General features: G+C 50.5%; 12 protein-coding genes and 2 tRNA genes. 6 read left to right on the top strand and 8 right to left on the bottom strand.

Translation table 11 applies throughout. The annotated features are described in order from the left end of the window. Nucleotides 1–14: 14 nt before the first annotated feature. Together BZG13_RS04875 and lpcA are read right to left on the bottom strand one after the other, a co-directional pair. Nucleotides 15–803: a class II glutamine amidotransferase gene (locus BZG13_RS04875; protein WP_077485511.1), complete on the bottom strand. Its 789-nt coding sequence runs from the start codon at nucleotides 801–803 to the stop codon at nucleotides 15–17. Between the two features lie 22 nt (nucleotides 804–825). Then, nucleotides 826–1,404: a D-sedoheptulose 7-phosphate isomerase gene (gene lpcA, locus BZG13_RS04880; protein ID WP_077485514.1), complete on the bottom strand. Its 579-nt coding sequence runs from the start codon at nucleotides 1,402–1,404 to the stop codon at nucleotides 826–828. 310 nt (nucleotides 1,405–1,714) lie between these two features. Here lpcA and fadE point away from each other — a divergent pair, with 310 nt between their 5' ends. Then, entirely contained in the window at nucleotides 1,715–4,159 is a 2,445-nt protein-coding gene (gene fadE, locus BZG13_RS04885) for an acyl-CoA dehydrogenase FadE (protein ID WP_077485517.1), read from the top strand. A 95-nt stretch (nucleotides 4,160–4,254) separates the two neighbouring features. Here the strand turns inward: fadE and BZG13_RS04890 are convergent, their stop codons facing one another. Together BZG13_RS04890 and dnaQ are read right to left on the bottom strand one after the other, a co-directional pair. After that, entirely contained in the window at nucleotides 4,255–5,559 is a 1,305-nt protein-coding gene (locus BZG13_RS04890) for a TIGR03503 family protein (RefSeq protein ID WP_077485520.1), read from the bottom strand. An 8-nt stretch (nucleotides 5,560–5,567) separates the two neighbouring features. Then, on the bottom strand, nucleotides 5,568–6,290 hold the full coding sequence (dnaQ, locus tag BZG13_RS04895; RefSeq protein ID WP_069361166.1) for a DNA polymerase III subunit epsilon: 723 nt from the start codon (nucleotides 6,288–6,290) through the stop codon (nucleotides 5,568–5,570). Between the two features lie 51 nt (nucleotides 6,291–6,341). On the opposite strand from dnaQ, the gene rnhA reads away from it, so the two are divergent. Further along, the gene (rnhA, locus tag BZG13_RS04900) at nucleotides 6,342–6,809 is read left to right on the top strand and encodes a ribonuclease HI (RefSeq protein WP_069361167.1); all 468 of its coding nucleotides are present in this window, start codon (nucleotides 6,342–6,344) and stop codon (nucleotides 6,807–6,809) included. Nucleotides 6,810–6,817: 8 nt separating this feature from the next. Here rnhA and BZG13_RS04905 read toward each other — a convergent pair whose 3' ends face one another. Then, the gene (locus tag BZG13_RS04905) at nucleotides 6,818–7,543 is read right to left on the bottom strand and encodes a methyltransferase domain-containing protein (RefSeq protein ID WP_069361168.1); all 726 of its coding nucleotides are present in this window, start codon (nucleotides 7,541–7,543) and stop codon (nucleotides 6,818–6,820) included. Between the two features lie 33 nt (nucleotides 7,544–7,576). Between BZG13_RS04905 and gloB the strand changes: the two genes are divergently transcribed. From gloB to BZG13_RS04920, 3 genes are all read left to right on the top strand, one after another. Next, nucleotides 7,577–8,335, top strand: coding sequence for a hydroxyacylglutathione hydrolase (gene gloB / locus BZG13_RS04910; RefSeq protein WP_069361169.1), 759 nt, complete (start codon nucleotides 7,577–7,579; stop codon nucleotides 8,333–8,335). 70 nt (nucleotides 8,336–8,405) lie between these two features. Continuing rightward, nucleotides 8,406–9,983 (top strand): LysM peptidoglycan-binding domain-containing protein, encoded by a 1,578-nt coding sequence (locus BZG13_RS04915; protein WP_108743498.1) that lies wholly within the window; start codon nucleotides 8,406–8,408, stop codon nucleotides 9,981–9,983. Next, nucleotides 9,980–10,669, top strand: a complete 690-nt coding sequence (locus tag BZG13_RS04920) for a YIP1 family protein (RefSeq protein WP_327292089.1) — start codon at nucleotides 9,980–9,982, stop codon at nucleotides 10,667–10,669. Before BZG13_RS04915 ends, BZG13_RS04920 begins: the two co-directional genes overlap by 4 nt. A gap of 33 nt (nucleotides 10,670–10,702) precedes the next feature. On the opposite strand, the gene BZG13_RS04925 is transcribed toward BZG13_RS04920, so the two are convergent. Beyond that, entirely contained in the window at nucleotides 10,703–11,545 is an 843-nt protein-coding gene (locus tag BZG13_RS04925; RefSeq protein ID WP_077485523.1) for an endonuclease/exonuclease/phosphatase family protein, read from the bottom strand. A 184-nt stretch (nucleotides 11,546–11,729) separates the two neighbouring features. Here BZG13_RS04925 and BZG13_RS04930 point away from each other — a divergent pair, with 184 nt between their 5' ends. Next, nucleotides 11,730–12,128: a gamma-glutamylcyclotransferase family protein gene (locus tag BZG13_RS04930; protein ID WP_077485525.1), complete on the top strand. Its 399-nt coding sequence runs from the start codon at nucleotides 11,730–11,732 to the stop codon at nucleotides 12,126–12,128. A gap of 54 nt (nucleotides 12,129–12,182) precedes the next feature. On the opposite strand, the gene BZG13_RS04935 is transcribed toward BZG13_RS04930, so the two are convergent. Together BZG13_RS04935 and BZG13_RS04940 are read right to left on the bottom strand one after the other, a co-directional pair. Continuing rightward, nucleotides 12,183–12,259 (bottom strand) — tRNA-Trp (locus BZG13_RS04935). Between the two features lie 8 nt (nucleotides 12,260–12,267). Then, nucleotides 12,268–12,344, bottom strand: a tRNA-Asp gene (locus BZG13_RS04940). Nucleotides 12,345–12,437: the final 93 nt, after the last annotated feature.

Genomic DNA, 12,437 nt, shown 5'->3' on the forward strand with positions numbered 1-12,437 from the left:
TTAATTTATGTCCGCTAAGAAACCGATGTGTGATTGTGGCAATACACCTCGCCAAAGTGAAACACACAATATTCCCCTTCAGCCATCTTATGCCAGCACTCGTTGTTGGTAAGGGGCTGCGTAGCAATCACGGTCACCACATCGTTAGGCGTGGTTTGCTCGTGAAAATCGACCGTCATTTCTTGGTCGATCAGGCTGGCTTTGCCAAACGGGGCACGGCGCGTGATCCAGTGGAGGTTATTGGTGCAATAAGCCATAACATAGTCGCCATCGCTAAACAGCATGTTGTAGACACCCAGCGCGCGCAGACGATCACAGCGTGACGCGATAAAGTCAAACACCTCACACATATTGTCTGGCTGTTGCGGGTAGTGCTTGAACAACTCATTCAATAACCAACAAAAGGCTTTTTCACTGTCCGTATCCCCAACAGGTTTAAAGTGCCCAGTATCCAGGCTCTCAAACCCAGATAACTGACCATTGTGAGCAAAGGTCCAATAACGCCCCCAGATCTCACGAGTGAAAGGATGTGTGTTTTCTAAGCTGATCCCACCTCGATTTGCTTGGCGAATATGGCTAACCACCGCACAGCTTTTTATCGGATAACTGGTGACCAGCTCTGCGACCTTGGATTGGCTACTGGGTGCCGGATCTTTAAAGGTGCGAAACCCTTTGCCTTCATAAAAGGTGATCCCCCAGCCATCGCGATGCGGGCCCGTTTTACCGCCGCGCTGAATCAAGCCAGTAAAGCTAAAACAAATATCGGTTGGGACGTTGGCACTCATGCCAAGCAGCTCGCACATTCTTTCATCTACCTCCGCGGAGTTACACTGCCATTTCCTTTTCCACTAGCTGGATAAGAATATGGATAATTTTGATATGGACTTCCTGAATACGATCCGCATAACCAAAGTGAGGCACACGGATTTCGATATCAGCGAGACCTGCCATTTTGCCGCCGTCTTTTCCCGTGAGCATAATGGTCTTGATGCCTTTTTGTTTGGCAACATCAATAGCATTGAGGATATTCCCCGAATTACCCGATGTGGAGAGCCCAAACAATACGTCGCCTTTCATGCCCACCGCTTCAAGGTAACGCGAGAAAACATACTCGTAGCCAAAGTCATTCGATACGCAAGAAATATGACTTGGATCTGAAATGGCAATCGCTGGATAACCAGGACGATTTTCTCGGTAGCGTCCGGTCAACTCTTCGGCAAAATGCATGGCATCGCAATGCGAGCCACCATTGCCGCAAGAGAGTACCTTGCCACTGGCCTTAAAGCTATCGGCCAGCAGTTTCGCGGCTTTCTCGATTTGCTGAATATTATTGTCATCACTTAAAAACGCTGTTAACACATCGGCAGCTTCTGTTAGCTCACCGCGAATAATATCTTGGTACATGGCACCTTCCCACTGTTAACAAATATCTGATGATGTCGCCTGACAGGCGTGACGTCACATAACTGCCAGTGTACCCGCATCGTTTTACGGCTGTCGACTGCCGCGCCCTCCCGWCAAGCGAGCTAGGTCACGTTTGCTTGAATGGCAACCTATCTTGCCAGTTGTCCCCATCCCCAGGTGGTGATTTTCTCACCTTGCAAGCTAGGTCACACCGTATCATTTTACAATTCGTTAATTATTTGCTTACATTGAGTGGTACGACCTCTTACCACAACAGTAAGAGCTAACCCAAACCTAAGGAGATGACGTGATGGCAACAGGGTTATATATCGCCGCCATGCTAATACTGGCCGGTGTACTCGCATACCATCGTGCTAAGCTGCTGGTATCGACTGCCGTGCTCGCAGCCGGACTAGTTGTAGGGACAATCATGGGCAGCGTCGGGGAGATCACTTGGTTGATCTTTGCCGTGATCGCGTTGCCGCTCAATATCGTGACGTTTCGTCGCAACTGGCTCAGCAAGCCAGCATTCAAAGCGTTTAAGGCTGTGATGCCGGAAATGTCAGCGACGGAAAAAGAAGCGATTGATGCGGGGACAGTCTGGTGGGAAGCGGATCTATTCCGTGGCGCGCCGGATTGGAACAAACTGCATGACATTCCCGCCCCGACGCTGAGTGCGGAAGAGCAGGCATTTTTAGATGGACCGGTCAACGAAGTCTGCCGCATGGTGGATGACTACCAAGTCACGCATGAACTCGCTGACCTGCCCGAGGATGTCTGGCAATATTTGAAAGACAACAAATTCTTCGCCATGATCATCAAAAAGCAATATGGTGGCTTGGAATTTTCTGCCTACGCGCAATCCTTGGTGCTGCAAAAACTGTCAGGCGTGTCTGGTGTGCTGTCATCCACTGTGGGGGTCCCTAACTCACTAGGCCCAGGTGAATTGCTCCAGCATTACGGCACTACCGAGCAAAAAGACCATTACCTCCCTCGTTTGGCCCAAGGTAAAGAAATCCCTTGTTTTGCGTTGACCAGCCCAGAAGCCGGTTCGGATGCGGGCTCGATTCCTGATTATGGTGTGGTCACCAAAGGCATGTGGCAAGGTGAAGAAGTACTGGGGATGAAAATCACCTGGAACAAACGCTATATCACCCTCGCCCCGGTTGCCACTGTGTTAGGTCTAGCGTTTAAACTGCGAGACCCTGAGCACCTGTTAGGCGATCAAGATGAGCTTGGCATTACCTGTGCCTTGATTCCAACTGATTTGGACGGGGTTGAAATTGGTCGTCGTCATTTCCCGCTTAACGTGCCTTTCCAAAACGGTCCAACGCAAGGCAACGACGTCTTCGTTCCGATGGACTTTATTATTGGCGGGCAAAAAATGGCAGGCCAAGGCTGGCGGATGCTGATGGAGTGCTTGTCAATTGGTCGCGGTATTACCCTGCCATCTAACACCACGGGTGGGCTAAAATCCGCGGCACTGGCTACCGGAGCCTACGCACGCATCCGTCGTCAGTTCAAATTGCCAATTGGTAAAATGGAAGGGATTGAAGAGCCTCTCGCGCGCATTGCAGGCAACGCCTACGTGATGGATGCTGCCAGCGCGCTGACCGTGACAGGGATTGATGCAGGCGAAAAACCTTCTGTTATCTCGGCAATCGTCAAATATCACTGTACCCACCGTAGCCAGCAGAGCGTCATTGATGCGATGGATGTTATTGGTGGTAAAGGCATCTGCTTAGGGCCGAAAAACTATTTGGGCCGGAATTACCAGGGTTCACCGATTGCTATCACCGTGGAAGGTGCGAATATTCTGACCCGCTCAATGATTATCTTTGGCCAGGGGGCGATTCGTTGTCACCCATTTGTCTTAGATGAAATTCGTGCCAGCGAGAATAGCGATCAGCAAGCGGCCCTTGCCGCATTTGATAAAGCCTTGTTTGGCCACGTTGGCTTCGTGTTTAGCAATGTTGCACGTGCTTTCTGGCTCGGCCTCACTGATGGTCGTTTGTCAAAAGCGCCACGCAAAGACGCAACACGCCGCTATTACCAGCAGATGAACCGCTACAGTGCCGCGCTCGCGCTGCTTGCCGATGTCTCGATGGCAGTATTAGGCGGTAACCTCAAGCGCAAAGAGCGCCTGTCTGCGCGCCTTGGCGATGTGCTGAGCCAGCTTTACCTAGCGTCGGCCACCATGAAACGCTATGCCGATGAAGGTTACCAAAAAGAGGATCTGCCTTTGGTTCATTGGGGCATGCAAGACGCCATGTACCAAGCTGAGCAAGCACTGGATGGCTTTATCGCTAACTTCCCCAACAAGGCGATTGCCGGCTTAGTCCGCGCACTGGTATTCCCGCTGGGTAAAGGACGCCGTCAACCTGGCGATCGTCTCGATGGCAAACTGGCCGTCATTTTACAATCACCCAGTGCGACACGTGACCGCCTCGGTCGTGGTCAGTACTTCGAGCCTGGTAATGCGATTGGTAACATCGAAAAAGCGCTGCACGATATTTTGAACGCTGAACCTATTCACAAGAAAGTGTGCGAGGGGATCGGTGAAAAGCTGCCGTTTATGTTCCTTGACCAAGTCGCGGATAAAGGCTTAAGCGCCGGTGTGATCACCGAGCAAGAAGCCGAACTATTGCGAGAAGCCGAGCAAGGCCGACTTGAAACGATCAATGTCGATGACTTTGACCCGTCAGAGCTACCTGCAGCGTCAATCAAGGAGAGCAAGATGCATAACGCGGCTTAACTGTGTTTTCCGCATCGATAGCTTGACGTCAAAAAGAGAGGGCTTCCCTCTCTTTTTTATTTCCCCGAATAGATGAGCTTACTCGCACCACAGTGCTAGTCGTTCTTATCCGGTTTATCCATACCAAGCTCACTTCCTTGATCGTCTCCGTCGCTGTCCAGCGGGGGCGCTTCCAGCTCTTGCGCCGCTTCAGCCAATTTACGCGCCTTGCGTTTTCGCAAGACAAACCAGGTTGCAGCCCCCATCAACATCACCAATAAGTTACCTAAGCCAATGATCAACAGGGAGGTGGTTCGTGCCTCTTCGCGAGCCCGCTGTTGGCGGCGCGCCTCTGCCGCTTCCATCATCGCTTTTTCACGTGCTTCGCGCTCTGCTTCGGCTTGTTCCAGCGCTGCGTAATCGGTGACCGCAAAGGTTTGTTCAGGAAGCGGGAAAACTAAGGGACGTCCCGACAACTGATCCGTCGCATACAAGGTTGTTCGCCACTTATATTGTCCAGGTGTACTGGCATAAGGAATATCGAGCGTAATAGTTTCCTGCTCTTCCTCAGCAGTGGTTTGGTAGACCGTGGTTTTTCCTTCCGTATCGGTGAATTTAGCGTGAACAGATACGCTGCCAGGCTCAATACTGGCCTGCTCGGACTGAACAACCAATTGATGCGGTTCGCCCTCTGCTTGGCTTTGTTTAAACGTGGCCATTAACGGTGTCGGGTAGACTAAGACTTGTTGCTCTAGCGTGCGGAAAAAAATGCCATTGCCCGAGGTCACGCGTGCGCGGTATTTTCCCGGCATCACATTAATCGGCAAAGAAACGGTAAACACACCGTCATTCGGCGTCTCATCGAGCCCAGTACCATCGTCACTAAATTGTCCCAAGGATTTGGGTTGAGGGCGTTGGTCTGGGTTAAGTGATTCAGGATTTTCGATAAATTCGGTAAAATTAACCGTTAAATCGACACGCTCAATAAAATCACGCAAGTTAAGTGGCTTGTCCCCCAGCATGAGCTGTGCAGTAAACTTGACCGCCTCGCCTTGATAAAGACGGCTGGGTAAGTCTTCAACCTGCATACGCAAATCGCTTAAAACACGGACTTTGTTGTCAGGACTCACCCGGCCAATCGCTTGCCATGGCCCTGGCATGGGGTCGGTCACCGACACAATGTCCATATCTGCTTCTTGATGCCAGGATACTTTGTCTGGGTGACGCCATGCATAATATTTGGTGCCGTCCGGACGTACCAACACCACCGGCATGCTTGGCTTTTCTCGATAAATTACGAAGGCCGCACGCTCAATGGTTGGATCAACACGGAAACGATTTTCCAGCAGACGAATTTCTTGCTCGTTAGCGTGTGCTAACAAGGGAAAACAAACACACACCGCCCACCATCGCTTCTTCATGCCTTCTCCTACTGTCGCCAAAGACAGCTACCGTTTTGCTCAATAAAGTCTAAACGCGCTTCATGCGCACTCATTTCATCGGCCGATGCAGGAATAACCTTTAGCGATTTCTGGCGCTTAACGGTTCTTGGAGCCATTGGGCTCGCATTATCCGTCTCCGTTCCCGCATTAAATGACAGGTTGGTTTGTCCCCCCGTCATTAATAGGTAAACGTCAGCGAGGATCTCCGCATCCAACAACGCGCCGTGAAGCGTTCGCCGAGAGTTATCAATACCGTAGCGATCGCACAACACATCCAGGTTATTACGCTTTCCAGGGAAGATTTTCTTCGCCATCGCTAAGGTGTCTGTAATGGTGCAAAGCTCAGTGGTTTGCAGCGAGACACCTAGGTTTTTGAACTCATGATCCATAAACCCCACATCAAAGGGCGCGTTATGAGCGATCAGCTCCGCCCCTTGGATAAAATCAACAAAGGCTTGATGGATTTGCGCGTATTGCGGCTTATCGGCCAAAAAGGCATCGGTGATACCGTGTACCGAAATCGCCTCAGGGTCGATAGCACGAGTGGGCTTGATATAGGCATGAAAGTGCCGCCCCGTGAGCTTACGGTTGATGATCTCTACCGCGCCGATTTCAATAATATTGTGGCCTTGGTAATGCGGCCCCCCTTCGCGGTTCATACCGGTGGTTTCGGTATCAAGCACAACGAGGCGATCGTAATTCGCTTTCATGGCAATAACTGTGTCAAACTTGGCTCAGATGAATAGCCAATAGTATCAAAGATGACCAAGCAGGTAGAAATTTTCACAGACGGTTCTTGTCTCGGCAATCCGGGACCGGGCGGCTATGGCGTGGTGATGCGCTACAAACAACATGAAAAAACCTTGAGTGCCGGTTTCACTCTCACCACCAATAATCGCATGGAGCTGATGGCGGCCATTGTCGGCTTAAATGCGCTTAACACGAGCTGTAACGTAACTCTCACCACTGACAGCCAGTACGTTCGACAAGGGATCACCCAATGGATCCATAATTGGAAAAAACGCCAATGGAAGACGGCGGATAAGAAACCGGTGAAAAATGCCGATTTATGGCAACAGCTTGATCAAGCGGCATCTAAGCATCAGATCACGTGGAACTGGGTGAAAGGCCACGCTGGACACCCAGAAAATGAGCGTTGTGACGAACTCGCGCGCGACGCTGCCAACCACCCGACCGAGATCGATGAAGGTTATCAGCCTGCAGACTAAACCTATTTCTAGCCGCCGTTGGGAACAACCCCGCCCAGCGGTGAGACCGCTTGCTTGAGCTTCCAACGAGGCTTAATCGGTTTTAATGGGTAGCTACGCTTACGGGCAATAATCAAATAAATGGAGCCAAGCGCAGGGGTCACCATACTGGCGCTACTCTCTACCCAAGCGTGCCGAGCGCTGGGTCGCTGCGTCGGCCACAGTCCCATCTGGTGCGCCTCAACCACCTCATAATTCATCACACTCAACCAATCTTTAACGCGAAGAGGTGAAAACATACGTCCTGCCCAAGGGAGCCTTTGATGCTTGCCACGTAGCAGTTTTTTTACGCCCAAAAAGCTTATGGGGTTAACCCCCGAGATGATCAAGCAAGCGTCATCAATCATCACACGATCAACCTCCCGCAATAAACGATGCGGATCATCGCTATAATCAAGTTGGTGCGCTAATACACAGGCATCAAAAGATTTCTCGATAAATGGCAAGGCATAGTGTGTCGCGGTCACATTGCGCATTGGGTTATGTTGGTCGACACACACTTGGTGTTGAATGTTACACTGTTCACTGACTAGCTCGCAGCTTAAGCCGCCCAGTTTCAGCAAGTGGTAGCCAAATAAGGTCGGTAGCCATTCATCCAACCGAGTTTGCAATTGGGTGCGCGCCCAATCACCGTAAGCAACTTGGTCCCACGTATAGGGATAGTCAAACTGATGTTCTATGCGCGCTGGTTTCATTGATTAAGGCTCATTCTATCGCTGGAGAACCCAATGCTTCATGTAAAAAGCATACCTGCATTTAACGATAATTACATATGGCTCATTATTAGTGAAGATAATCGCTGCGCCGTGGTCGATCCGGGTGAAGCAAGTCAGGTTATTGACTACCTTAAAGCGAATTCATTGACTTTATCGTGCATTCTTATCACGCACCACCATTGGGATCACACCAATGGCATTGACGATCTTGTACGTTATGCGCCAAACGCGAAAGTGATCGGCCCGGATGTTCATCCAATACCTCAACGTTCAATGGCGGTCGGTGACGGTGACCAAATTGATGTCTTTGACCATCGCTTTTTGGTCGTCGGTGTCGAGGGCCACACCGACGATCACATTGCGTTTGTCGGCGATGGTAAGCTGTTCTGTGGCGATGCCTTATTTTCAGCCGGTTGTGGCCGCTTACTCGGTGGCACCGCGGAGCAATCACTTAACTCATTGAAAAAGCTAGCATCGCTACCCATCGAGACCCAAGTGTATTGCGCCCATGAGTATACCGCCGCCAATGTCGCGTTTGCGCTGACTGTAGAGCCTGAAAACGACGCATTACACTTGTACCGAGAAGAAGTGAACCGCTTACGCGCCCAAGGTAAGCAAACGCTCCCCAGTACCATTGAGCGGGAAAAGCGTATTAATCCGTTTTTGCGTACCCAAGAGCCGACGGTCATTCAAGCGGTTGCAGGTCGCACTGCAGCCGACGATGAGCTTGCCGTTTTCCGAGCGCTGCGGCAGTGGAAGGACGAATTTTGAGCTGAGTCTCTTGTCATCAATGAGGCCAGCCCCTATCATCATCGGCTATTTTGGACGAAGGTTTTATGCAATGAAGTACCGTTTTGTTATATTGAGCACGCTGTTGCTGAGCGGCTGTCAGTCTATCGGCGACGCTCAAAATGCGGATATCGCCTCCGAGGCACCGCCCGTTGTCGCAAAAGAAACAACGCGCTCGCCTGATAAAGCCTCAGAGACGCCCAAGAAAACCATACCCGCGACGCCTACGGTACTTTCCCCGCAAAAACAAAATGATGTGTGGCAGCGCATCAGTATGCAGCTTTCGCTTCCCGTGCCTGATAATGCCTCGGTGCGCCGTTATCGTAATTGGTACTTAAAGTATCCTAATCACCTTGCCACGGTCGCTGAGCGCGCTACGCCGTTTTTACACCTGATCGTAGAAAAGGTCGAAGCGCGCAACATGCCCTTAGAGTTGGCGTTGCTTCCAGTCGTAGAAAGCTCGTTTGATCAATTTGCTTACTCGCATGGCCGGGCGGCTGGCCTTTGGCAATTTGTCCCAGCAACAGGCCGCCGTTTTGGCCTGGAACAAAATTGGTGGTACGACGGCCGGCGTGATGTGGTGCAATCAACCGATGCGGCACTCGATTACCTCGAGTACTTGCATGGCATGTTTGATGGCAACTGGTTACACGCTATCGCTGCATATAACTCCGGCGAAGGACGCGTGGCTCGCGCTATTCGTCGCAACGAGCAACGCGGAAAGCCCACCGACTTTTGGCATTTGGACCTCCCAAAAGAAACCAGCAGCTATGTGCCTAAGCTAATCGCCCTTGGCGATGTACTGCGCCACCAAGAGCAGTATGGACTCGACGTGCCAGAAATCCCCAATCAGCCAGCACTGACCTTGGTCGATCCTAAGATGCAGATGGATCTGGCGCTCGCGGCTAACTATGCCGGTTTAAGTGTCTCAGAGCTTCAAAGCCTTAACCCTGCGTATAACCATTGGGCAACGTCACCATCAGGCCCCACCCACTTATTATTGCCCAACGACAATGTGGAACGCTTTAATACTGAGTTGGCTAAAAATGACAACCAAGGGCTTCGTGTGGAACGTTATGCGGTGAAGTCAGGTGATAGCCTGAGTGAAATCGCGGCGGAGTACAACACCACCGTCAAGGTATTAAAACGTGCTAACCAACTCCGCTCCTCACGTATTCGCGTGGGTCAGCGCCTGATGATCCCTGTTTCGCTGAAAGATGAATCACAATACACGCTAAGCGCACCACAGCGCCTCGCGGCATTGCAAGCGGCGGAGCGAGATGGCCACAAGCGCACCCACACCGTGCGCCAAGGCGACAGTTTTTGGACAATCGCCCGCCGTTATGACGTTGATTATCGTCAGCTCGCTAAGTGGAACGGCATGAGTCCTCGCGACACCCTCAGCATTGGCCAGACGTTGGTCGTTTGGGATAAAGAGGGAGATGCACGTCGCATCCGCACGATTACCTACAGAATTCGACAAGGTGATTCCTTGAGCAGTATTGCACAACGCTACAATGTATCAGTCGCCGAGCTGGTTAAATGGAACCAGTTACGACAAAGCACATATATCCAACCCGGTCAAAAGCTAACACTGCATATCGACATTTCTCGGAGTAGCGGCTCATGATGCAAGCGTCAGCCAATCCACTGTTTGCCTTAAGAGACATCGTTCTTCGTCCCAGTGCATGCTTTGCTGCATTAAGCCAGCGCCCGGTATGGGGCTGGTTGGCTTATTTGCTTATGTGCCTAAGCGCTATTGCATTTTGGAGTGCTTATTTTGATCACACCAACCTTGCCGCGCTTCAGCAAGCACTCGCGCAACAATTATCGATGCCACCTGCAGACGCTGAAAAGTGGTTACAACGTGAAACACTGCTTGCCTCTGAAGTGCTCGGAGATTGGTTTGGCCGAGCGGCGGTCATTTTTTCCTTGGCACTGTGGTTTCGGTTAGCCACCAAACAAGAAGCCCCTAATTTTGGCTATCGTCATTGGCTCGCGGCCTCTTGCTTTATCTTTTTACCCGCGGTCGTGGGCGATTTGGCAAGCTATACCAATATGACCTTATCATCCGGTTTTATTTTGCCGGCTCATGCGGATTTAAATAGCCTTAATGGCTTACTTAAATTACCACTCGCCTCGCCATGGAGTGCATGGGCAGCAAGCTTGCCATTGCTACTCCCGTGGTACTGGGTATTAAGCATTACGGTTATCGGTACTTGGACACCACTCAATCATGGCAAAGCGATCGTCGTTGCTACCCTGCCTTGGGTTGCCGTTTTTGCCAGTTGGGCCATCGTCATAGCATTAAGCTAGGAAAATTCAGCGAGGGAAATCCCCTCGCTGCCTCTATCCTGTCACTTTCAGTTGTGCCTCTATCGCTGCGTGATCGGAGGCACCATTATCAATTGCGCTCGCCTTTTCTACCGATAAGCCACGGTAGAAAACATGATCCAACGGCAACCCAAATTTAGTCATTCGCTCATCGGGGTGATAACGCATTTCTTGCAATGACAAACGCGTGACCATCGCTCTTACCGCGTCTAACCGCCGCTGAGACCAAGTATTAAAGTCACCAGCTAAAATAATCGGCCCATTGACACGCGCCAAAGCTTGCTCCAAAGCGGCCAATTGTTTCTTATAAGCGGCCATTGCATAAGTAAAGTTAATGCTATGAATATTCACCACCGCAAGGCGCTCTCCATTGGAGAGCTTATACTCACTATATAAAGCACTTTTAGGAAGGCGCAGATAAGGCTCGACCGCAGTATACGCACAACTGTGCAAAGGGTTCACTTTGGAAAGGTTCATCACCCCTGCAACAGCATCTTGCATCGCAAACGCATAAGCTTGGWCATAGTGCAATGACGCCTGCGTGATCCAACGTGCTAATTGTGGACCAAAGCTTGCCTCTTGCAACAACATCAAGCGGTGAGGTTGGTGATACTGACTTAACGCAGTGTCCCACTGGGGACGCTGTTGTTTATAAATATTCCATACCAATAATGAAAAACGGCCTTGTTCGTCAAGCGGTAAAGAATGTGTGTAATCAACGCATTGGCGATGTATACCAGACACCGTATGGAGTTGGGTGCTGTCAGGCACGGTGAAGTAGCCATTGACACCAATCACCGCAGCAGGGACGAAAATAGCACTCCCCCATGCCACTACCTTACCAATACGTCTTTTCATTGCTTAGTCACCACCATAGCGCTTGCCAGTGTGAGTATAGGTTGTTATTAGAATGGCCGCTGATTTTGCGATCATGAAGGCTGAAATACAAGTGGTTGCTCTCAGTTATTACTTGCTGCTTACTTCAACTCAGAGATAGGATAGAAGAGAAATAATAACAAGGTGCATTCATGGAGCGACGCCTATGCTTAACAACCTCTTCGTATACGGAACCCTGTGTCCAGAAGGCACAAATCACCACGTGCTTGCGGATGTCCATGGGCAATGGTTTCCCGCGAGTATACAAGCAATACGCACAGACCGTGGTTGGGGATCGGCCTCGGGTTGTCCGGGTATAGAGCTCAGTGATAATCCAAATAATCGGGTAGAGGGCTGGCTTTTGAAAGCAGACGATTTATCTCACTTTCTCCCTCACATTGATGCATTCGAAGGCGCTGGCTACCAACGGGTGATTGTTGAGGTAGAGTACAAAAGCAAAAGCAGTCAACACGCCCAGCATACAACAGCATTCACCTATGAACTTTGTTTTAATCACCAGCCTGATGCGACTGGGCCAAGCCAATTTGTCGCCAAAAACTATTAGAAGAGTCGTTGAATAGATATAAAAAAGCACCGATGCAAGTCGGTGCTTTTTAAGTGGCAGGGGTAGAGGGATTCGAACCCCCAACACGCGGATTTGGAATCCGCTGCTCTGCCAATTGGAGCTATACCCCTATAAATAGTGGCGGAGTGGACGGGACTCGAACCCGCGACCCCCGGCGTGACAGGCCGGTATTCTAACCAACTGAACTACCACTCCGCACCAATTCTGTCTCATCAAAGTCTTACATATCATTGCTTTGATGCTTAAATATTTGCTAACTAAAGCTCAATATTAAGCTCTAATTAAGTT

Origin of the sequence: Salinivibrio sp. ML323 (assembly GCF_001995745.1) — a bacterium.
Taxonomy (GTDB): Bacteria; Pseudomonadota; Gammaproteobacteria; order Enterobacterales; family Vibrionaceae; genus Salinivibrio; species Salinivibrio kushneri.

Bases quoted from the DNA above. Each gene is read 5' to 3' on its own strand.
- BZG13_RS04920 (WP_327292089.1), top strand. From the start codon at position 9,980: ATGATGCAAGCGTCAGCCAATCCACTGTTTGCCTTAAGAGACATCGTT.
- fadE (WP_077485517.1), top strand. From the start codon at position 1,715: ATGGCAACAGGGTTATATATCGCCGCCATGCTAATACTGGCCGGTGTA.
- lpcA (WP_077485514.1), bottom strand. From the start codon at position 1,404: ATGTACCAAGATATTATTCGCGGTGAGCTAACAGAAGCTGCCGATGTG.
- BZG13_RS04905 (WP_069361168.1), bottom strand. From the start codon at position 7,543: ATGAAACCAGCGCGCATAGAACATCAGTTTGACTATCCCTATACGTGG.
- gloB (WP_069361169.1), top strand. From the start codon at position 7,577: ATGCTTCATGTAAAAAGCATACCTGCATTTAACGATAATTACATATGG.
- BZG13_RS04890 (WP_077485520.1), bottom strand. From the start codon at position 5,559: ATGAAGAAGCGATGGTGGGCGGTGTGTGTTTGTTTTCCCTTGTTAGCA.
- BZG13_RS04915 (WP_108743498.1), top strand. From the start codon at position 8,406: ATGAAGTACCGTTTTGTTATATTGAGCACGCTGTTGCTGAGCGGCTGT.
- dnaQ (WP_069361166.1), bottom strand. From the start codon at position 6,290: ATGAAAGCGAATTACGATCGCCTCGTTGTGCTTGATACCGAAACCACC.
- BZG13_RS04930 (WP_077485525.1), top strand. From the start codon at position 11,730: ATGCTTAACAACCTCTTCGTATACGGAACCCTGTGTCCAGAAGGCACA.
- BZG13_RS04875 (WP_077485511.1), bottom strand. From the start codon at position 803: ATGTGCGAGCTGCTTGGCATGAGTGCCAACGTCCCAACCGATATTTGT.
- rnhA (WP_069361167.1), top strand. From the start codon at position 6,342: ATGACCAAGCAGGTAGAAATTTTCACAGACGGTTCTTGTCTCGGCAAT.